Annotated in this window: 23 protein-coding genes; 1 reads left to right on the top strand and 22 read right to left on the bottom strand. The window is 47.4% G+C overall.

The window, feature by feature from the left end:
* Positions 1 to 40: 40 nt before the first annotated feature.
* Genes E4K68_RS10650 through flhA form a run of 3 tightly spaced genes read right to left on the bottom strand, consistent with a single transcriptional unit; the run spans position 41 to position 4,116 of the window.
* Complete coding sequence (locus E4K68_RS10650) at positions 41 to 904, bottom strand: MinD/ParA family protein (RefSeq protein ID WP_135378908.1); 864 nt, start codon at positions 902 to 904, stop codon at positions 41 to 43.
* On the bottom strand, positions 897 to 2,057 hold the full coding sequence (flhF, locus tag E4K68_RS10645; protein ID WP_135378907.1) for a flagellar biosynthesis protein FlhF: 1,161 nt from the start codon (positions 2,055 to 2,057) through the stop codon (positions 897 to 899). The genes E4K68_RS10650 and flhF overlap by 8 nt, the downstream gene beginning before the upstream one ends.
* Entirely contained in the window at positions 2,047 to 4,116 is a 2,070-nt protein-coding gene (flhA, locus tag E4K68_RS10640) for a flagellar biosynthesis protein FlhA (protein ID WP_135378906.1), read from the bottom strand. The genes flhF and flhA overlap by 11 nt, the downstream gene beginning before the upstream one ends.
* A gap of 66 nt (positions 4,117 to 4,182) precedes the next feature.
* Between flhA and E4K68_RS10635 the strand changes: the two genes are divergently transcribed.
* Positions 4,183 to 4,530, top strand: coding sequence for a hypothetical protein (locus E4K68_RS10635; RefSeq protein ID WP_135378905.1), 348 nt, complete (start codon positions 4,183 to 4,185; stop codon positions 4,528 to 4,530).
* Between the two features lie 53 nt (positions 4,531 to 4,583).
* Here E4K68_RS10635 and flhB read toward each other — a convergent pair whose 3' ends face one another.
* From flhB to E4K68_RS10540, 19 genes are all read right to left on the bottom strand, one after another.
* On the bottom strand, positions 4,584 to 5,633 hold the full coding sequence (flhB, locus tag E4K68_RS10630) for a flagellar biosynthesis protein FlhB (protein WP_135378904.1): 1,050 nt from the start codon (positions 5,631 to 5,633) through the stop codon (positions 4,584 to 4,586).
* Positions 5,630 to 6,409, bottom strand: coding sequence for a flagellar biosynthetic protein FliR (gene fliR, locus E4K68_RS10625; RefSeq protein WP_135378903.1), 780 nt, complete (start codon positions 6,407 to 6,409; stop codon positions 5,630 to 5,632). The genes flhB and fliR overlap by 4 nt, the downstream gene beginning before the upstream one ends.
* Before the next feature lie 62 nt (positions 6,410 to 6,471).
* Entirely contained in the window at positions 6,472 to 6,744 is a 273-nt protein-coding gene (gene fliQ / locus E4K68_RS10620) for a flagellar biosynthesis protein FliQ (protein ID WP_135378902.1), read from the bottom strand.
* A gap of 57 nt (positions 6,745 to 6,801) precedes the next feature.
* Entirely contained in the window at positions 6,802 to 7,572 is a 771-nt protein-coding gene (gene fliP / locus E4K68_RS10615) for a flagellar type III secretion system pore protein FliP (protein WP_135378901.1), read from the bottom strand.
* A complete protein-coding gene (locus E4K68_RS10610) occupies positions 7,569 to 8,039 on the bottom strand; it encodes a flagellar biosynthetic protein FliO (RefSeq protein WP_135378900.1) in 471 nt (156 codons plus the stop codon). The genes fliP and E4K68_RS10610 overlap by 4 nt, the downstream gene beginning before the upstream one ends.
* A gap of 1 nt (position 8,040) precedes the next feature.
* A complete protein-coding gene (locus E4K68_RS10605; protein ID WP_135378899.1) occupies positions 8,041 to 8,403 on the bottom strand; it encodes a response regulator in 363 nt (120 codons plus the stop codon).
* Between the two features lie 14 nt (positions 8,404 to 8,417).
* Positions 8,418 to 9,650, bottom strand: a complete 1,233-nt coding sequence (gene fliY / locus E4K68_RS10600; RefSeq protein ID WP_135378898.1) for a flagellar motor switch phosphatase FliY — start codon at positions 9,648 to 9,650, stop codon at positions 8,418 to 8,420.
* Positions 9,643 to 10,638, bottom strand: a complete 996-nt coding sequence (fliM, locus tag E4K68_RS10595) for a flagellar motor switch protein FliM (RefSeq protein WP_135378897.1) — start codon at positions 10,636 to 10,638, stop codon at positions 9,643 to 9,645. The genes fliY and fliM overlap by 8 nt, the downstream gene beginning before the upstream one ends.
* A gap of 102 nt (positions 10,639 to 10,740) precedes the next feature.
* Positions 10,741 to 11,172 (bottom strand): flagellar basal body-associated FliL family protein, encoded by a 432-nt coding sequence (locus tag E4K68_RS10590; protein WP_135378896.1) that lies wholly within the window; start codon positions 11,170 to 11,172, stop codon positions 10,741 to 10,743.
* Positions 11,169 to 11,381 carry a flagellar FlbD family protein gene (locus tag E4K68_RS10585; RefSeq protein ID WP_135378895.1) on the bottom strand — a complete coding sequence of 71 codons (213 nt, stop codon included), beginning with the start codon at positions 11,379 to 11,381 and terminating at the stop codon, positions 11,169 to 11,171. Before E4K68_RS10585 ends, E4K68_RS10590 begins: the two co-directional genes overlap by 4 nt.
* 25 nt (positions 11,382 to 11,406) lie before the next feature.
* Positions 11,407 to 11,856, bottom strand: a complete 450-nt coding sequence (locus E4K68_RS10580) for a flagellar FliJ family protein (RefSeq protein WP_135378894.1) — start codon at positions 11,854 to 11,856, stop codon at positions 11,407 to 11,409.
* Between the two features lie 30 nt (positions 11,857 to 11,886).
* Entirely contained in the window at positions 11,887 to 13,215 is a 1,329-nt protein-coding gene (gene fliI / locus E4K68_RS10575) for a flagellar protein export ATPase FliI (RefSeq protein WP_135378893.1), read from the bottom strand.
* The gene (locus tag E4K68_RS10570) at positions 13,172 to 14,023 is read right to left on the bottom strand and encodes a FliH/SctL family protein (RefSeq protein ID WP_135378892.1); all 852 of its coding nucleotides are present in this window, start codon (positions 14,021 to 14,023) and stop codon (positions 13,172 to 13,174) included. The genes fliI and E4K68_RS10570 overlap by 44 nt, the downstream gene beginning before the upstream one ends.
* Positions 14,007 to 15,011 carry a flagellar motor switch protein FliG gene (fliG, locus tag E4K68_RS10565; protein WP_135378891.1) on the bottom strand — a complete coding sequence of 335 codons (1,005 nt, stop codon included), beginning with the start codon at positions 15,009 to 15,011 and terminating at the stop codon, positions 14,007 to 14,009. The genes E4K68_RS10570 and fliG overlap by 17 nt, the downstream gene beginning before the upstream one ends.
* The gene (gene fliF / locus E4K68_RS10560; RefSeq protein WP_135378890.1) at positions 15,012 to 16,607 is read right to left on the bottom strand and encodes a flagellar basal-body MS-ring/collar protein FliF; all 1,596 of its coding nucleotides are present in this window, start codon (positions 16,605 to 16,607) and stop codon (positions 15,012 to 15,014) included.
* A gap of 98 nt (positions 16,608 to 16,705) precedes the next feature.
* Positions 16,706 to 17,041, bottom strand: coding sequence for a flagellar hook-basal body complex protein FliE (fliE, locus tag E4K68_RS10555; protein ID WP_135378889.1), 336 nt, complete (start codon positions 17,039 to 17,041; stop codon positions 16,706 to 16,708).
* A 7-nt stretch (positions 17,042 to 17,048) separates the two neighbouring features.
* The gene (gene flgC / locus E4K68_RS10550; protein WP_135378888.1) at positions 17,049 to 17,537 is read right to left on the bottom strand and encodes a flagellar basal body rod protein FlgC; all 489 of its coding nucleotides are present in this window, start codon (positions 17,535 to 17,537) and stop codon (positions 17,049 to 17,051) included.
* Positions 17,538 to 17,541: 4 nt separating this feature from the next.
* Positions 17,542 to 18,708, bottom strand: a complete 1,167-nt coding sequence (locus E4K68_RS10545; protein ID WP_135378887.1) for a chemotaxis response regulator protein-glutamate methylesterase — start codon at positions 18,706 to 18,708, stop codon at positions 17,542 to 17,544.
* On the bottom strand, positions 18,692 to 19,138 hold the full coding sequence (locus E4K68_RS10540) for a chemotaxis protein CheW (protein ID WP_135378886.1): 447 nt from the start codon (positions 19,136 to 19,138) through the stop codon (positions 18,692 to 18,694). The genes E4K68_RS10545 and E4K68_RS10540 overlap by 17 nt, the downstream gene beginning before the upstream one ends.
* Between the last annotated feature and the right edge of the window lie 7 nt (positions 19,139 to 19,145).

Genomic DNA, 19,145 nt, shown 5'->3' with positions numbered 1-19,145 from the left:
CACCTCCTTTAGGAAGATTACTGGTAATAATTATTATAGCCTAGAACGAACGAAGCAACTTACTTAAGAAGCCCCTCACCCCGCCAGCCTGTCGAGGTGGACGAAGATAAATTCCTGCAACCTTTCCAGCAATCCACTGGACACAACGATAAGCTGGACTTTCAGGAAAGCTAATCCCCACAGGTTCCTGCTGCATAACTGAGCGGCCGACGAGCGGGTCGTCATAGACCCAGCCCATAAAATTTACCGACCCATCCAAAAATTTATGCACTGCAGTTTCCAACCGTCTAAACGTCGCCTGTGCGTCTGATTCAGTACGTACCCGGTTAACCACAACATGGATTGGTACCTCACCAGCCTCTTTCCTCAAAGTCTTTAATAAGCCATACGCGTCGGTTAACGAAGTGGGTTCTGGTGTCGTCACCAAAATGATATCGTCAGCAGCCTGCAAAAAATTCATGACAGTATGCCCCAGTCCAGCACCTGTATCAATAATGAGCATATCTGCCATCTTTTCTAATCGGCCGAGATTTGCCAAGACATTGGTCAATTTATCTCTCTCTAAGTCGGCGAGTCCTTGAACGCCAGATCCCCCTGGTATAATTCCTATTCCGCGAGGGCCAGAAAGAATAATCTGTTCTATAGATTTTTCTCCCGATATTAGATGTGCAATCGTATGCCTAGCCGTAAGGCCAAAGGCAATATCCACGTTTGCAAGGCCTAAATCTCCGTCAAGAATGATGATACGCTGTCCATATTCAGCTAGGGCGAGTGCAAGGTTAACCGTAAAATTAGTTTTACCCACTCCCCCTTTGCCACTGGTCACAGCAATAACCCTCATTTTACTATGTTTTTGATTTTCGCGAGAGGCCAAAGCACGCAATGCACTCGCTTGATCATGCATAGGGCATCTCCTCTCCCATAATATAACGAATCAAACAATCTGGCGTTGCCGCCTCAATATCATATGGAACATTTTGCCCATTTGTTAGGTAAGCAGTAGGGAGTTTTGTCTGGGACAACAGATTCAGTATCGATCCAGAACTCCTAGTCTCGTCTAACTTTGTAAAAATGAGATGAGTTGCTAAGGCTTCAAAGCGTTGGTAGATCTGGAGTTGATCCGCAGTTTGCGTGGTCGCACTCATTACCAGCATTGTGAAATCTGGCTGAGCTCTATCCAAGAAGGCACGCAACTCTGACATATGTAAATCATGATGAGGGCTCCGACCTGCCGTATCAATAAAAATAAGTTCTTTATCCGCATGAAGATCTAACGCCTCACGCAGTCCTGTAGGGGTCATCACCACTTCAACAGGCACTCCAATAATTTCGCCAAACGTTTTAAGTTGCTCAACTGCTGCAACCCGATAGGTATCGGCGGTGATCAAAGCAACCTTACGTTTGTCAACAATACTAAACCCTGCAGCAAGCTTTCCAACCGTGGTCGTTTTACCCACACCCGTTGGTCCGATCATGGCAACAATCCTCGGTTTGTCAAACCCAGGCTGAATAAGCCCTATCTGTCCGCAAATTTGACGAACATCGGCTTCAAGCTGCTCATAAACCAGAAGATCATTCATCCACTCCTCTGGTGACAACGTTTGTTGTACTTGACCTATTAAGCTCTTAGTAAGGTTTTCGCTAATCCCTTTGTCTTGTAAATGATCGGCCCACCTTTGAAGCTCTAAGGGCCAAAGACTTTTCTCCTTGCCGAGCCCCTCCATATGCTTATTCATTCTTTCAAGCATCATGCGCATAGACTGAAGCTCATCTTGTATCACCCCAGACTGATCCGTGGAGTCAGACACTGACCTAGATATAGGGAGCTTAACTTCGTTGACATGATACACGTAATTGGGAGAGGGGGTTTTCACACCTGCCACCGGATTTTCTTCGGTAGCCGCCGTGATTTCTACACGTTCTTTCCCGAAGAGGCCAAATATTCCTCCCTCGCGAAACTCGCGTGTTTGAAGGATGACCGCTTCAGATCCCAGTTCTCGTTTCACTTTTCCCATAGTTTCTGCTACATTATCGCCTACAAATCGCCTAACTCGCACGATCCATCCCCACCATTCCTATAGCTTGAACTTGTACCCCTTGAACTAATTCGTTATATGAAAGCACCAATAGTTGTGGGAGTTGACGCTCGGTGACACGTTTTAAATTGATTCTAACCAGTGGAGCACAGACAATGACCGGTGAAAACCCTTTCAACACGACCTTCTCCACTTCTTGTGAAAGATTTTGTACAATTATTTGTAACATCTTCGGATCAAGTGCTAAATAAGTGCCATAATCGGACGGTTGAATACTGTCGAGAATCAGCTGTTCAATTTGCGGATCAAGCGTAATCACAGGTAAAGTTTTATCTTTACCAACAAGCGGCTGTAAAATCTGACGAGCTAAAGCCTGCCGTACATGTTCGGTCAAACGGTCTAGATCCTTAGTGACTTGTGCTTGGTCGGCTAGGGTTTCAAGAATTGACACCATGTCACGAATCGAAACCCTCTCGCGCAGCAAGTTCGCAAGAACTTTCTGTACTTGACCAAGGCTTAATATTTCTGGAATTAGCTCATCCACTACAGCAGGAGCTTGTTCCTTGGCATGGTCTATAAGTGTTTTAACATCTTGGCGGTTTAGAATTTCCCATGCTTGCATCTTAATCACTTCTGTAATATGAGTCGCCAGAACGGTCGGAGCATCCACGACCATCCACCCGCTGAGTTCCGCTTGTTCTCGATACATGGCATTGATCCACTTGGCGTCAAGTCCAAAGGCTGGTTCTTTGGTCGGAGTCCCTGGAATAGAGTCATCGTCAAAGCCATTACTCATTGCCATGTAATGGTCGGCCAGAATTTCGCCTGTGGCCACTTCTGCTCCTCTAAGTTTAATGACATATTGGTTAGGTTGTAAGTTCATATTATCGCGTACCCGAATCACCGGGACGATAAATCCAAGCTCGCTAGCAATTTGGCGACGAATCAGGACAATTCGGTCGAGCAAATCTCCCCCTTGTTGGACATCGACCAAGGCGATCAAGGCATAGCCCAGTTCTAGTTCCATATGGTCAATATGCAAAAGGTTAAGAACATTTTCTGGTTTCTTGCTTTCTTCGATCTCCGACTCCCGAGCCGCTGCCGTTTCTTCAACGACAGATACCTTAGAACTCTTTTGGAGAATCACACCAGCGCCGACTAAACCGACAGCTACGGTCAGCATGGGTAATTTCGGCAGGCCAAGAAAGGCAAGAAGGGTCAATACGCCACCTGTAATGAACAAAGCCTTGGGATTTCGAAACAACTGTTTACTCAAATCCTCACCCAAGTTTCTATCCGAAGAGGCTCGAGTGACGACGAGACCTGTCGCCGTGGAAATCAAGAGCGCAGGGATCTGGGAGACAAGCCCATCTCCGATGGTGAGCATCGTATACTTCTGTAAAGCTTCGAGCAAAGGCATCCCCTGCATCGCAACCCCAGAAATAAACCCTCCGACAATATTGACAAATAAAATAATAATAGCGGCAATGGCATCCCCTTTGATAAACTTGGTGGAACCATCCATTGCACCATAAAAATCTGCTTCCTGTTGAATTGCTTTACGGCGATCTCTAGCCTGTTGTTCGTTGATCATCCCAGCATTGAGGTCCGCATCAATCGACATCTGCTTTCCTGGCATAGCATCCAAGGTAAAGCGGGCAGCCACTTCCGAGACACGCTCTGCTCCTTTAGTAATAACAATGAATTGTACAATGACCAAAATTGCAAAGACGATAAAACCGACGACCATATTCCCTCGAATCACGAATTGAGCAAACTGTTGGATGACCTGCCCAGCGAAGCCGTCCAGAAGAACAAGACGAGTTGTCGAGACATTTAACGATAGTCGAAATAACGTCATCATCAATAAGAGCGAAGGAAGCGCAGAGAATTCCAGCGGGTCTTTAGCAAAGACCGCGAGCATCAACGTGAGCACGGAACCTGAAATATTTAGGGTGATCAAGATATCCAGTAAGCTCGCAGGCAAGGGAACGACCATCATTACAACAATGCCCACAATCCCGATCGCAGCCAATATATCAGTATTATCCAGCAACCCGCGCTTCAACGATATGGCCATAAATGGTCCTCCTTTCAAGTTTGCTTTCGATGTGGCCTCGGAAGTTTCTTAGCATCCTACGGCGACATGTGTTTGTTGTGGGTCAGCGCCTTCGGCGATAGTCTCCACTGGAGACTATCGTGTTCGCACACGTTCCATCGCTATTCACTTGTCGCTAAGGCTAAAACGCAAAACCTCTGGGCTATTCCTGAATGTTCGCCGCTCCTTGCCATCCTTGGCACCGCGGCATCAGTCCATCAATGGACAAGTCCCGTTGCGTTTCTTTACGCCTTATCGACTGCGCTCATTGACGCAATTCCGCTCTCCGTGCTCTCTATGCAAAGAAACTTCCTTTATCTTGGGTCTACGGGGATTGGGCATCCTTTGATGCGTCGTCAAGGCTTAGTTATCACGATATTCCCTTCCCCGTCGTAATCAAAGTTAATGAATGAAATGAAATTGCAAAGAGAACCATCAAGCGTGAGGAGCTATGCTCGCCTTTTTTTCTTTAACCGATAAACGAAGGCCAAAACTTCGGCCACTGCTTTATACAGATCCGCTGGAATTCCCTGTCCGATATCCACTTGTGCATAGAGGGCGCGGGCTAGCGGCTTATTTTCCATAATCACAAGGTCATATTCTTTCGCCAATTCTCGTATGCGAAGGGCAACTTGATCTTGCCCTTTAGCGACAACATAAGGTGCTTTCTGTTCTTTTATGTCATAGCGAAGGGCGACTGCAAAGTGAGTAGGATTGGTGACGACAACATCCGCCTTCTTCAAATCTTGCATCATCCGGCTCATAGCCATAGCCCGTTGACGTTTTTTAATCTCAGCTTTCAGTTGTGGATTTCCTTCGGTTTGTTTGTATTCCTGTTTTAATTCTTCGTGGGACATCCGTAAGTTCTTTTCATAATCCCAGCGTTGATAGAGGTAATCGAAAGCAGCTATCCCGAAAAAGGATATCGAAATATTCCAAGCAAGTTCTAATATGGCTTGCCCTAGATATATAGCTCCTTGCCCAACGTCCAGTTGTTGCAGTGCAGGATAGATAAAAAGACGGTCTCGTACACTAGCATAGAGATAATACCCAATCAGGATCACTTTGGTTAGGGACTTTGCCAATTCGACCCAGGCCTTAACACCAAACATTCGTTTCGCGCCACTAATCATACTTAAGCGAGATAGTTGAGGTTTCATGGACTCCCCTGTAAAGAGGATTCCTACTTGGATGTAATTTGCAGCCAAAGCAATCAGAAAACCTGTACCAAAGATTGGCCACATAATTTGAATTCCAAGCCACAGAACATTCAACATCAGACTGGCCACCGAACGCTCGGTCCACTCTGAGGAAAGACCTAAGACATAAGGAAAGAGTTGCTCCATGTGCTCTATCATGCTCGGAATCCAGTATTTTAGAATGGCTACGAGACCTAAGAGCATAAATGCAGAGATGACTTCCTGACTTTTAAATACCTGGCCCTTTTTGCGCGCGTCTTCTTTGCGCCTGGGCGTGGCGGCATGTTTTTTCTCACTCACTGCTTCCACCCCTGATAAAGTTCTAAAAGCCAAGAAATATTGGTGTTAAAGAGATGCACGACGGATTCCCCGAAAAAAGGAACCGCGAGGAAAAGAAGAATAAATCCAAATACAATCTTCACAGGAAAAACCACTGAGAAAATATTAAGTTGGGGTACAGTCCTAGACAAGAGTCCGACCCCAATATCTGAAACCAGAAGTGCTCCAAAAACGGGCATCCCTAATTGAATCGCCAAAGCAAACACATGTGTGATCAGTTGGGCGTAAAAAAGATAGTTAACCGGTAGCTTGGTTGGATTAATTGAAATATAGGCATAGCTCTTCACCATTGCGGCGATAAGAAAGTGATGGGAGTTGGTCGCGAGCAGTAACATCGTGGCTAAGACCATCTGGAAGTTTCCCATCATGGGGCTTTGCACCCCATAAACAGGGTCGATCGCTGCCCCCATAGTAAAACCCATTTGAAAATCGATCAGTTGCCCTGCCCCTTGTATGATGGCAGTCATGGCATAAATCACAAACCCAATGACTAGGCCTACCAAGGCTTCCTTGATCACCACTGCGACATAAGGGAGTAACTCGACGGGAATGGATGGATTTAACGCAGAAATCAAGGGATAAACAATTACAGAAAGGCTCCCAGCCAAACCTAACTTTACCATGGTTGGAACCCCTCGGGCACCAAATACTGGGGCTAACATAATCATGCCTGTCCAACGGGCGAAGATTAGCAGAAATAAGGAGAGGTTCCATTGGAGCATCTGCGTCAAACTCAAATTTCAACCCCCCAAATTTGATGTTCGTGTTTCGAAGTCCGAGGTTTGATTTCAAATATCGCTTACATGCCTCCAAACGTCGCCAATTGGGTCAACAAATTTGTAGTGTAAGCCGTCAGAACAGACAGCATCCACGGACCTAACAAGAGCATTATGGCAACCACTGCAACAACTTTGGGAATAAAGGAAAGTGTCTGCTCCTGAATCTGGGTCATGGATTGGAAGATGCTAACCAGCAGACCGACCAACAAACTCACCCCAAGGATTGGCCCTCCCACAAGGAGCACAGCGCCCACGGCTTCCTTAGCCATATAGAGTACCTGGGCTTGATTCATCGTCCCCCGCTCCTTTTTCCCTAATAATGGTCTTATCCTCTGAGTCTCTCCACTCTCCTAATGAAAACTCGTCACGAGTGACTGAACCACTAAATGCCAGCCATCGACTAGAACGAATAAAAGCAATTTGAACGGTAGTGAAATCATCATGGGAGGGAGCATCATCATCCCGATCGACATGAGCGTACTCGATACAATCATATCAATAACGATGAAAGGAATGAATATGGCAAATCCCATTTGAAATGCCGTCTTCAATTCACTAATCACAAAGGACGGAACAAGAACATACGTCGGAACATCCCTATAGGTTTTGGGTCGTTCCATTTTGGACAGGCCGACAAAAAGTTCTAGATCCTTTTCCCGAGTCTGCCTAAGCATGAAATTCCGAAGCGGCTCCTCTGCTTTGGTCAGAGCCTCCGTCTGTGTGATCTGATTTTTCATATAAGGCTGAAGAGCATTCGTGTTAATCTGGATCCACGTCGGAGCCATGACAAAAAACGTGAGGAACAGCGCTAACCCTGCCAATACCTGGTTCGGAGGAAGTTGCTGGGTTCCCAGTGCGTTGCGCACAAAGGACAAGACTATGATAATCCGAGTAAAGGAAGTCATCAGCATGAGAATAGCCGGAGCCAACGATAACACGGTCATTAGCATCAAAATCTGCAGTGATGTACCTGTTTGCTGCGTCGAAGAGGTCCCCAGATCCAACGTGAGGCCTGCCGCATAAGCTGTTTTGGGACTTGCCAACATCCCTACACCGAGAGCTATTCCGAAGAATCCCACAAATTTAGAGAGTTTCGTTTTAAGGCTTGATGGAGACATCATGGGTCTACCTCCTCAAGCAAGCGATCCAGCTCTGCAGAAAATGATTTCTTCTTGCGCGACCGGGCCTGCCAAAGTCTATCAATGCTTTTAGCCCAGCCTTCGACTCGTTCCACTGGACGAGTCGCAATCTCCTCTAGAATTTCGGCAGCAACATTGGGATCATTAATCTCGCTTAATTTCAGCAAGTGATGATCTGATCCCCCAAGTACCTGTAACTGACCAGCAATCTCTACTAGATATAGTCTCTGCTGGCCACTCAACACTTGTCGGTCGAGAACCCTTGCCCAGGGAGCATTCATACTCCGAAGATTAGACTTGTTGAGCCGCCGGATAACCCAAAGGGACACGAGTAAAATGAAGAGGAAAACCAACAAAGTACCTATAAGCCCCCACCATGAAAAAACAGATTGTGCGACGGCTGGGGTGGCTCCACTTGGAGGAAATGGCTGGCTTTCTAAGTCCGACATGTTATTTCAACGCCTTTGTGACAGCCTCAACCACGCGTTCTGCTTGGAAGGGCTTAACCACGAAATCTTTGGCTCCAGACTGAATCGCTTCAATAACCATAGCTTGTTGGCCCATAGCACTACACATGATAACGCGAGCTTTAGGGTCCTTTTTACGAATTTCCTTAACCGCTTGAAGTCCATCCATTTCTGGCATGGTGATATCCATTATCGTTAAGTTCGGTTGCAATTCCATATACTTTTCCACGGCAACGGCCCCATTTTCTGCTTCACCAATTACAGTAAACCCATTCTTACCCAAGATATCTTTCAGCATCATACGCATAAACGCGGCATCATCGACGATCATTATTGTAGCACTCACTCGTATTTCCTCCTCTATTTTAACGAATTCATCCGTTCCATGGGATGCACAATATCAGTAATCCGAATCCCAAACGTCTCGTTAATGACAACAACCTCACATTTAGCAATCAACTTGCCATTGACAATCATATCCACAGACTCCCCAGCCAAACGATCCAGTTCTATAACCGAGCCTGGACCCATTTCCAGAATTTCCTTAATGGTTTTCTTCGCTCGACCTAGCTCCACACTAATTTGTAACGGGACATCTAAAATCAGCTGCAAGTTATCCGGCTGTATCGGCGGTTGCCCAGGTTGAAGTGGCGCAAATTGGGCCGGTTGAACAGGAGTTGACGGTCCCGGAGCATAACTTGTGGGAGGCGGGTAATATCCACCTTGCATTCCCCCTTGGGGATAGGCTTGTGACGCTCCATAAGGAGGGTAGCTGGCGGCTGGCGCCTGATAAGGCGGTGGTTCATAGGCTGGTGGCGGTGAATACGGGGGTGCCTGATAAGTTGGTGTAGGCTCAGGTTGGGCAAGGGCAGCGGATTGCTGAGCCGAAGCAACTGAGGAGCCACCACTCATCACGCTCATTAACTTATTAACCATCCCTCGAGCCACACTGATTGGAACCACCTGAATTAGAATACTGTCAATGACATCTTCTACAACCATCCGGAATGAGATCCGTACAAGCGACTCCTTTGCACGAAGGAAGTCCTGAATCACATCGTTCTCCATCGATAAATCATTGAGCACTAAGGTCGGGGGCGTAATATCTACCATTGAATTAAACATGGTGGACATAGAAGTAGCCGCTGATCCCATCATTTGATTCATGGCCTCGGAAATTCCACTAATTTGAAGTTCCGAGAGATCTGGAGACGGATTTTTGCCATCTCCCCCCATCATGAGATCCACGATGACTGAACCGTCCCTTTGAGAAAGGATCAAGAGGTTTGAACCCTCAATTCCAGCTTTATATTTGACATCGCAAATCACGGAAGGAATGGGATAATCCTGGCGAATCTGTTCCGAGGTCGTTAAGTCGACTTTTGGCGTGGTAATTTCTACCTTTTTTCCTAAGAGCTGAGATAATGTCGTAGCTGCGGTGCCCATAGAGATGTTGGCAATTTCTCCGAGAGTATCTCTCTCCATTTCATTTAGAAAGGATTCCTCAGACGGTGCCTCTGGTTCCAAGTCTGGCTCCATTGTCCCTCGAAGCAATGCGTCAATCTCTTCCTGGGAGAGCATCCCATTACCCATCTTCTTCCCCTCCTTCCTCTATTGTTTCCGTAATCTGAACTGCGAGATGTTCTCCATGTAGTCCCGGTGTACACCTAAATTTCATAAACTCTCCTACATAAACAGGGAGCGGATCATGAATGGATTGATTCAAGGGAATAACATCTCCCTTAGCAAGGTCTAAAAGATCTCGAACAAGGATTTCAGAATGACCCAAAAATGAAACCATATCGACCTTTGCCCATTCAATTTTTTGCCGAATCGCTTGAACTTGCTCAGGAGAGGTGACCTTCGCTTGAGTGGAAAAAAGGAAAAACGTACTTAGCTTATCCAAGATAGGTTCGAGTACAAGATAAGGCATACAAATATTAATCATTCCTACCCCATCGCCAATCCTAACTTCCAGAGTAATGAGTACAATCATTTCGTTCGGAGCCACAATTTGCGTAAACTGTGGATTTGTCTCCATGGACACGAACTGGGGTTTGAGCTCGTAAACCTCTGCCCAGGCCTCTTCAGAGATAGATATCATCTGAACCAGACGGTGCTCAATAATGGTTCTTTCAATCTCCGTTAAATCTCGATTCTTTTCCGACCCTTGCCCTTGCCCACCTAAAAGTCGATCCACTACGGCGAAAACTAAGGAAGGGCTCACCTCTATCAAAACTGTCCCCTCTAACGGATTCAACGAGTAAAGACCTAAGACGGTGGGGCTTGGTAGGGAACGAATGAATTCATCATACGTGATCTGCTCAATAGAAAGAACGTTGCTTTCAACAACTGAGTGTAAGTTTCCGGAGAAATACGTGCTCAATCCTCGGCAAAAATTCTCGTGAATGTTTTGGAGGGAGTGAATCTGATCCTTGGAAAACTTATTCGGGCGTTTAAAGTCGTACACTCGAATCCGCTTTTGGCTCTTGGTTGTTCGCATTTCCTCCACGTCAACTTGTCCTTCGGACAGCGCACTCAGTAGCGCATCAATTTCAGACTGGGACAAGACGTCTCCCATAGAATCCCCCCCCTCATCTCGGTTTGCGATATTCGTGGTTCGTTCCACGACCTAACTCCGATATCTGTTATTCATGTTCAATCCACGAACATGAAACTACGATTACTGGTAAACCAATGATAGAAATAAGACATCCTTAATTTTATTATCTGCTACTTCATTGAGTTGTTTAATTAATTCTTCTCTCAATTTTTCTCGTGCAGCAGTTGTTTGCACATCAGTAATAGATTTATTTGCTAAAACGGTATTCACCCGATCCTTCAAGAAAGCGACTTCCTCCTTCAAGAGAACTTCCGCTTTCGCATCTGTCACTTCAACAGTAATCGTAGTCTTTAGAAAAGACCCTCCTTGCAAATTCACGGTGAATTCACCGACGGGCAGAAGTGGCCCTGCCTTTTTTGCTGTACTCGCCGCCGTGGCACTTTGTGTCGAGGATTTAAAGATAAATTTTTGGGCACCGATGGTTCCCCCTACGCCCAAAGCCACGCCCAAGACTAGGGCGATAATCATAAAAACAAGAGATTTTCGGTTCATATATCTTTTTGCTCCTCCACTTTGCAAATCTGGAGACAGCGCCTACGGAACTCAGCGATCCGCTCAATGAGAACCTCGATGGGCTCTGACACCACGAATTTATTTCCACCGGTTAACGTTATGACCGTATCTGGAGTTTCTTCCATCATTTCAATCAAGTCGGGATTGATGACAAAGGTTTTGTCATTTAAGCGTGTGACATAAATCATATCTTCTCCCCTTCATGAATGGGTCTTATTCGACCATAGTTTGCTGACGCCAGTGAAGAACCTGACCCGTTTCATCTAATATCTTCTGTTCTCTTTGCAACTCGGCCCACTGGAAAGCCTTGGCCTGCTTATCCTTCAAGCGCTGGAACTTTTCCACTTCACGGTGAACTTCTAGCAAGATACCACGCGCGTTGTCCACGACGGATTCTTGTTCTATTCGTTGTTCTTCATATTGGGTTAAGCGCTTCCGTTGTTCCAATGTGAAAACTTGCCAAACTCCAAGCTCTTCAGGCCGGTGTCGACCCGCGTCCCGTTGCCCTTCTTGTGCCTCGTCAAAACGTTCTTGTTGAACCATGCAGGCATGGACACAGGCTTGCCAACGCTGTACCTCCTGGGCAAACTCTCTCTGTGCCTTTTCTAAGGCTTGTTCCGCGAGTCTAAGGCTTGCTTCCAATCGAAACTGAAATCGCGCCATTGTTTAACCCCCTCCAGCACTCAACTTTGTCTATCTGGGAACGGTAGCTAGAGTTGAAGGCTGGATAATCTGTTGCATTTGCAGGAGCATTTCTTTAAATCCAGCGTGTTCGTCCACCCCTTGTCGAATAAACTCTTGAATACGGTCCATATGCTCTATAGCGGCATCAATTTTGGAATTACTACCGGGAGTATACGCCCCAATGTCAATTAAATCTTTAGCATCACGGTAAACTGCCAAATGTTCGCGAACCACCTTAGCGATTGCTTTGTGTTCTAGACTGATAACATCGTTCATAACCCTGCTGACAGATTGTAAAATATCGATGGCTGGATACTGATTTTGCATGGCCAACTCCCTGGTCAAGACAATATGCCCATCGAGAATCCCTCGAACCGAATCCGCGATCGGTTCATTATGATCGTCTCCATCCACCAACACTGTATAGATCCCCGTGATACTTCCGATCTCCGCCATTCCCGATCGTTCCAAAAGCTTAGGCAGAAGGGCAAAAACAGAGGGAGGATATCCTCGCGTCGCCGGAGGTTCTCCCACCGTCAACCCCACTTCCCGCTGTGCCATAGCAAAACGTGTCACAGAATCCATCATCAGGAGGACATCTTTCCCTTGGTCCCGAAAATACTCGGCGATAGCCGTCGCGGTAAAAGCTGCTTTCAGCCTTACTAAGGCTGGCTGATCCGACGTCGCCACAATAATCACCGAACGCGCTAATCCCTCAGGACCTAAATCCTTCTCGATGAAATCTCGCAGTTCTCGACCTCGTTCCCCTACTAAGGCGATGACATTGATTTCTGCCACAGTGTTTCTCGCCATCATGCCAAGCAGAGTACTCTTACCCACACCAGACCCCGCAAAGATCCCCATACGTTGTCCTCGGCCAATGGTGAGAATTCCGTCAATCGTTCTAACTCCAACACTCAGGGTATCTCGAATTCTTGGACGTAATAAAGCGTTAGGCGGTTTATTTTGGAGAGGATACGCCGTTTCCGAGACAAGCGGTCGATCATCCATAGGATGTCCAAGCCCATCAAGGATTCGTCCGAGCAGCCCTGGCCCCACAGCAACCGTTAGCTTTTGGTGCTGAGGAATTACTCGGTCTCCTGGAGCAATCCCCTCAAGTTCCCCTAAAGGCATGAGCAGGGTAATGGAATCCCGAAAGCCCACCACTTCCGCCGGAAGCTCCTGTCCATTGCGCCCGATGATGTGACAATATTCTCCAACGCTCGCGCGTGGACCCGCTGCCTCAACCATCAAACCCACGATCTTCGAGACCCTCCCTTGAGCCGAAATCGGTTCAATTTGTTCCACTTTCTGCGTCAAACGATTCCAGGCCCCCATGCTCGAACTCCTCTCGCAAACTTTGCTCTAATTTAACTAACTGGGCTTCAAGCTGAGCATCAAAAATTCCTTCCTGACACTCTAGGAAACAATCTCCAGGACCCAATGACTCATCTGAAACCCAGGGGCAAGGCGGTTGATTGCCAACGCGCTCCAGCCAACGAGCATCCTCTGGGGCTACATGCAACCGCCAGCCCTCTCGATTTTGCGGCAATAGAGTTAAGGCCTGAATGATTGCTGCTAATCGCTGCGGTTCGACGGCCAAGCTTGATCGCACTATGCGTTCAGCAATCTTTATGGCTAAACCCAGCAATTCTCCGTCGACTTTAGCATACTCCTCCTGAACCGCTCGCTGCGCTAAGTTAAAAAGCTGGTTTGCCTCTTGGAACAAGCGGTTTCCCTCAGCCTCTCCTTTTTGTAATCCCGCCTGATATCCCTCGGACTGTGCTGCGGGATACACCTCAGCTCGTGCAGTCTCTACGACTTCCTGACGGAAACGATCCGCATCAGCCTGGGCCTGGACACGAATTTCTTGAGCCTCTGCTTCAGCCTCAGCGAGGATGATGGCTGCTTTCTCTTGGGCCTCAGCAAAGATGGCTGCTGCCTTCTCCTTGGCCTCTACCTCAATGGGATTCGCAATCCAACTAAGGTGTTCTGAGTTTGCCGAGGTACGGTCCTCTTCTTCAACACTGAGTACCGTCAAACGCGGACCCAACTGCTGAAACCCCTCGAGGCTCTCTACCATTCGCGGGGCAGAAACCTCAACATCGTAACTTTTGACAACCCGCCCGCTAATAGACAATCTCATCACTTCCCCCCCTTGAGATCACAATCGCACCACTTTCCTCAAGCTTACGAATCACCTTCACAATGCGTTGCTGAGCCTCTTCGACATCACGCAACCGCACTGGACCCATAAATTCCATATCGTCTTTGAGCATCTGAGCTGCACGCGAGGACATATTTCCTTGGATCCTTTGCGCCACTTCGGGGTTGGACCCTTTCAGAGCTAGCCCCAAATCCTTGGTTTCTACTTCGCGCAGGACCAATTGTATACCGCGGTCGTCCAGAATAATAATGTCTTCAAAGACAAACATCTGCCTCTTGATCTGTTCAGCCAAGACAGGATCATCGACTTCTAAGGCATCCATGACCACTTTGACGGTTCCGGGATCTGCACGGTTAAGAACATCTACGATACTTTGAATCCCACCTGAGGTCGTATAATCCGTCGGAGCGAGACTAGAAATCTTGCGTTCCAAGACCTTCTCGATCTCTTTGAGCACTTCCGGACTTGTTCGGCCCATTGTCGCAACACGTTTCGCCACATCAGCCTGTCGGTCTAGTGCAAGACTAGAGAGCAAGGTCGCTGCTTTTTCTGCTGGAAGATGTGTCATGATCAGCGCTATCGTTTGAGGATGTTCTCCTTGAATAAAGGAAAAAAGTTGTTTGGGATCCGTCCGACGCACGAGGTCGAAAGGCCGCATCTTCAAAGAGGTCGACAAGCGGCTGATAATCTCAAACGCCCGTGTTTCCCCGAGGGCCCGTTCCAACACCTCACGCGCGTACTCGATGCCCCCTTGAGAAATATAAGCATTAGCAATGCACATTTGATGAAATTCTTCCACAACAGCATCCCGCTGTTCCGGCGATATCCTACCAACATTCGCCATTTCTAAGGTTAACTGTTCTATCTCACCCTCACCGAGGTGTTTAACCACTTGAGCTGAATTCTCTGCGCCCAAGGCGACCATTAGAATCGCGGCTTTTTGAATTCCCGTTAAAGCTTGCGCCATCTAACTCTCCTCCGATAGCCAGGTTCTCATAAGACGGGCAACTTCATCCGGATTATTGCGCGAATACAGTTCGACTGACTCTTTCGTCTTTTGCTTTTCAAGCTCATCAGCAGTCTTAGTGTTTTTCTGAGCAAATTTAAGCTTCGCCTCTTCTTCTGCCGACTGTTGTTCGGCCATGAGAAGTTCGGCCGCTGCGAGTGTTACCGGCTGTGAACCATTCAGTTCGAGCAATTTTCCAGCACGTGCTTTCTTCGAACGGGATCGTAAAAACGCTAAGAAAAACATTATGCCGAACAAAACAGCCGCTCCTAGTTCGGCATAATTAAGCATTTGCTGCCGTTTCTGTGCATTATCCATCGCAAGTTTTTCCTGCTGCAAATCTGTTTTATTAAAGGGCAGAGCTGCTACTTGAATTTGATCTCCACGGGTTTGGTCCACGCCAGCCGCAGAAGCCACAATCGTTTTAATCTGATCCAGTTGAGTCTGAGAAATAATATCCGAATCCGCCATAACTGACACAGAAAGATGTTTTATAGCACCCGGGCTTACGACTTGTTCTTCCTGTGTTGTATCTACCTGATAGTTCTTAGTACTATTGACCTTGCTAGATGAATTCGATCCTTGGGTCCCAGTGGGATATGTCGGAGCTCCATTTGCAGTCACTCCTGGCGTCCCCCCCACTGCTGAAGAGCCGTTCGTAGCGGTTTCATTCGTATATTGCTCACTCACCACAGCGCCTGGTCCATTCGTTTGCTTGGTCCGTTTGATTTGATCAAAATCTAGTACAGCATTAATACGAACGACAGTCTTACCCGAACCCAGCACCTTATCTAACATACTTTGAACCGATTTTCGAGTGTCTTCTTCAACCGTTAGTTGAAGTTGATAATCCGTTCCCGTAAGACGTTTAGGATCTTTGCTTTTTCCTAAGACATCCGAAAGTACATTTCCTCCAGTATCCACAATCGTCACATTCTCCGGTTGCAGTCCTTCTACAGAACCTGCCAAAAGATTAGCAATCGCACGTACCTGGTCCTCACCGAGTTTCGTCCCAGGAACGAGTTTCAATGTCACCGCCGCCGTTGCCGTTTTTTGACTATCTACGAATAATGACGGTTCGGGCATCACAATATGCACACGCGCATCTTGCACACCATTCAACGTTTTCAAGGTATTCTCTAGTTCATTCTGTAACCCGAGAACATAACGTAGTTTCCGGTCCGCATCCGTTTCGCCTAGATGCATTGTATTAAGGCTGTCAAAGCTAAATTTACTTTGTTGAGGAAGCCCCGCACTAGCAAGCTGTAAGCGAATATCAGCGGCTGTCTGTTGAGTAACCATAATGGTTGACCCATTATCCGCCAACTTATAATCTGCTTTTAAATCTTTCAGCTTCGTGGTGATTGCCCCTGCCTCTGTGTCACTCAGTTTCGTAAAGATTGCCACATATTGCGGTCGTCCCGCCCAAGTGATCAAGGTGATCAGTGCGGCAGCAACCAAAAGAGGAGCAAGCACCGTTATTATTTTCTGTGGGCTCGAAAGTTTATCCCAAAATGACTTCAATGATTGCCGAATTCCAGCCCAAGAAAAATCCATTCTTCGCTCCTCCTTTCTTCAAATCTAGGATATTTATCCATTGTTTACCCACCAAAAAATGCAACTCCAAACGTATTTACTTATAACACCCTCACTTCTTACATCTGCATACGCATGATTTGATTATAAGCATCTAACACTTTATCTCGCACCGAAACCGTCAAAGACATGGACAAACTTGCTTTCTCTAGGGCAACCATGACCGATGACATATCTTGCACCTGACCCGTTGCCAATTCTAAGCTGGCTACATCCGCCTTCGATTGCAAGGCATCAACTTGATGGAGAGCATCGTTTAAAAACTTGGAAAAATCCGTGCCCGCCTTTTGTGCCCCATCTCCAGAGCCAACACTTTGCTGAGTCTCCAAAGATGCTGAACTGATTGGACTTAAAACGCCAAGGGGCATGATCGGTGCTATTGGCGGAATACTCATTTAATGTTTACCCCTTTCCAATCTCTAACGCTTTAGCCGCCATCGACTTACTGGCATTGAGAGCTGTCACATTCGCCTCGTACGCCCGCGATGCGGAAATCATATCTACCATTTCAGTCACAATATTGACATTCGGTTGACGGACATATCCCACTGGTAAACCAGGCTCGGCCACTTTAGCTGCATCAGGGGAATCCGGGTTATATTCTAAGCGAAATGGCGCTTGAACGTCGCGCTCAATGCTTGAAACTTGTACCCCATTTCCAACGTTTCGGTCCCCTAAAGTTTCTCCTAAGACATTGGCAAACGGTGTTTCCGAGGGGCGTGGGACGAACACTGCGGCTTGCCTGCTGTAAGGTATGGGGTTTCCCCCAGGGGTAAGTTCGCCCGTGCGGGTTGTATTAATATTGGCGATATTATTGGAAATAAGGTCCAAACGCAGACGTTGGGCAGTTAAACCCGAGGCACTGATATCGATGGCTCCAAAAAGACTCATAGGTCTATCCCCTCCTCATGACACACTCTACAATGGTTCGCCCAATCTCCCCCAGCGGTACGACCCGGTCAGCGAGACCAGCATCCACCAGGGATCTTGGCATTCCATAGACCACGCAGGTCTCTTCCGACTCGGCTATCGCAAACCCATCTGAAGCCTTAACTTCCTTCATACCCTTCGTACCGTCACTTCCCATTCCGGTCATCACCACTCCAAGGGTTCCTTTACCAACGACCTTTGCTAAGGAAAGAAACATGACGTCCACAGAAGGATGGTAAAGCGTGGGGATGGGTGCTTCGTCTCCAATGTGAAGGATCAACTGCCCCGGCTTGCGCTGAACCTGTAGCTGTTTTCCTGCTGGAGCAACATATACAGTTCCAGCTTTCAATACTTCTCCATGGATACCTTCTCGAACATTTAACGGACAGAGCCCATTTAATCGCTGGGCAAGCGGCCCAGTAAACCCCGGAGGCATGTGCTGTGCAACGAGCACTGGAACAGGAAAATTGGCCGGGAGAGCGGGTAAAACTGCTTGTAAAGCAGACGGCCCACCCGTGGAAGTTCCGATAGCCACTATCTCGACCGCATGCTTGGGCAACAAGCCCATCCTTCCTGTGCCAGGAAGGCGAGGGCTCTGGCCAATGGACGTTGGCGCAGCGATCTTGGTCGTCCCTCCAACGCCCGTTGTTCCCATAGCACCCGATGTCGAGGAAGCAACCATTGAGGTTAATCCCTTACGCCCAAGTCGCGCAGGATTAACACCCGCAGCAGCTTTCACCTTATCCACTAAATCGCGAGAAAGCGCCTGTAAATCCGCTCCTGGGTTGCCTGACGGTTTCGCCACAACATCAAAGGCCCCTAGATCAAGAGCTTTTAGCGTTGCTTGCGCACCTTCAGTCGTCACCGAGCTCAAGATGATCACCGGGGTAGGCTGCCAACGCATGATTTCTTCCAAAGCTTGAAGTCCGTTCATAACCGGCATTTCCACGTCCATCGTCACGACTTGAGGGCGAAGGGACTGGAGTTTGAGAATCCCTTCACGTCCATCCCGAGCCGTATCCAAAACCTTAATACTCGGATCCTGACTAAGGATTTTCTGTAAGGTCAAACGCATAAAGGGAGAATCATCCACGATTAGAACCCCGATCGGCGGCTTAAGCGCTGAACTCATGGCTCATCTCTCCGCCCATTATCTGGTCAAGTTCTAATAGGATAAGGAGACGCTCGCCGATTTTTCCCACTCCGCGTATAAACTGAGAGTCCATACCTAAGGCAATCGGTGGCGGGGGTTCAATGGCTTCGCTCTGTAAGCGTAAGACTTCGGTTACCGCATCCACCCTAATACCAAAGACTTTATTCTGAACTTGCAAAACAATGATTCTGCTGAGATCAGTTTCATCGACTCGAGGCATACTAAAACGGCTACGCAAACTGATGACAGGAATCACGTTCCCACGCAAGTTAATAACACCCTCGACATAGCTCGGGGCTTTTGGCACACGAGTAATGGGTGGGATGCGAATAATCTCTTGAACACGCATAATATCGACGCCAAATTCTTCAGACCCTAAGCTAAAGGTAACTAATTGTTCTTCCGCCATAGTTAAA

The organism is Desulfosporosinus sp. Sb-LF, from assembly GCF_004766055.1.
GTDB lineage: Bacteria > Bacillota > Desulfitobacteriia > Desulfitobacteriales > Desulfitobacteriaceae > Desulfosporosinus.
The sequence above is the reverse complement of the archived record's forward strand: the minus strand, read 5'-3'. Positions and strand labels throughout refer to the sequence as shown.

What these genes read in the sequence shown, in the direction of transcription:
- E4K68_RS10650 (WP_135378908.1), bottom strand. Translation starts at nt 904, where the DNA reads ATGCATGATCAAGCGAGTGCATTGCGTGCTTTGGCCTCTCGCGAAAAT.
- flhA (WP_135378906.1), bottom strand. Translation starts at nt 4,116, where the DNA reads ATGGCCATATCGTTGAAGCGCGGGTTGCTGGATAATACTGATATATTG.
- E4K68_RS10635 (WP_135378905.1), top strand. Translation starts at nt 4,183, where the DNA reads ATGTGTTTGTTGTGGGTCAGCGCCTTCGGCGATAGTCTCCACTGGAGA.
- fliQ (WP_135378902.1), bottom strand. Translation starts at nt 6,744, where the DNA reads ATGAATCAAGCCCAGGTACTCTATATGGCTAAGGAAGCCGTGGGCGCT.
- fliP (WP_135378901.1), bottom strand. Translation starts at nt 7,572, where the DNA reads ATGATGTCTCCATCAAGCCTTAAAACGAAACTCTCTAAATTTGTGGGA.
- E4K68_RS10610 (WP_135378900.1), bottom strand. Translation starts at nt 8,039, where the DNA reads ATGTCGGACTTAGAAAGCCAGCCATTTCCTCCAAGTGGAGCCACCCCA.
- fliY (WP_135378898.1), bottom strand. Translation starts at nt 9,650, where the DNA reads ATGGGTAATGGGATGCTCTCCCAGGAAGAGATTGACGCATTGCTTCGA.
- fliM (WP_135378897.1), bottom strand. Translation starts at nt 10,638, where the DNA reads ATGGGAGACGTCTTGTCCCAGTCTGAAATTGATGCGCTACTGAGTGCG.
- E4K68_RS10590 (WP_135378896.1), bottom strand. Translation starts at nt 11,172, where the DNA reads ATGAACCGAAAATCTCTTGTTTTTATGATTATCGCCCTAGTCTTGGGC.
- E4K68_RS10585 (WP_135378895.1), bottom strand. Translation starts at nt 11,381, where the DNA reads ATGATTTATGTCACACGCTTAAATGACAAAACCTTTGTCATCAATCCC.
- E4K68_RS10580 (WP_135378894.1), bottom strand. Translation starts at nt 11,856, where the DNA reads ATGGCGCGATTTCAGTTTCGATTGGAAGCAAGCCTTAGACTCGCGGAA.
- fliI (WP_135378893.1), bottom strand. Translation starts at nt 13,215, where the DNA reads ATGGGGGCCTGGAATCGTTTGACGCAGAAAGTGGAACAAATTGAACCG.
- E4K68_RS10570 (WP_135378892.1), bottom strand. Translation starts at nt 14,023, where the DNA reads ATGAGATTGTCTATTAGCGGGCGGGTTGTCAAAAGTTACGATGTTGAG.
- fliG (WP_135378891.1), bottom strand. Translation starts at nt 15,011, where the DNA reads ATGGCGCAAGCTTTAACGGGAATTCAAAAAGCCGCGATTCTAATGGTC.
- fliF (WP_135378890.1), bottom strand. Translation starts at nt 16,607, where the DNA reads ATGGATTTTTCTTGGGCTGGAATTCGGCAATCATTGAAGTCATTTTGG.
- fliE (WP_135378889.1), bottom strand. Translation starts at nt 17,041, where the DNA reads ATGAGTATTCCGCCAATAGCACCGATCATGCCCCTTGGCGTTTTAAGT.
- flgC (WP_135378888.1), bottom strand. Translation starts at nt 17,537, where the DNA reads ATGAGTCTTTTTGGAGCCATCGATATCAGTGCCTCGGGTTTAACTGCC.
- E4K68_RS10545 (WP_135378887.1), bottom strand. Translation starts at nt 18,708, where the DNA reads ATGAGTTCAGCGCTTAAGCCGCCGATCGGGGTTCTAATCGTGGATGAT.
- E4K68_RS10540 (WP_135378886.1), bottom strand. Translation starts at nt 19,138, where the DNA reads ATGGCGGAAGAACAATTAGTTACCTTTAGCTTAGGGTCTGAAGAATTT.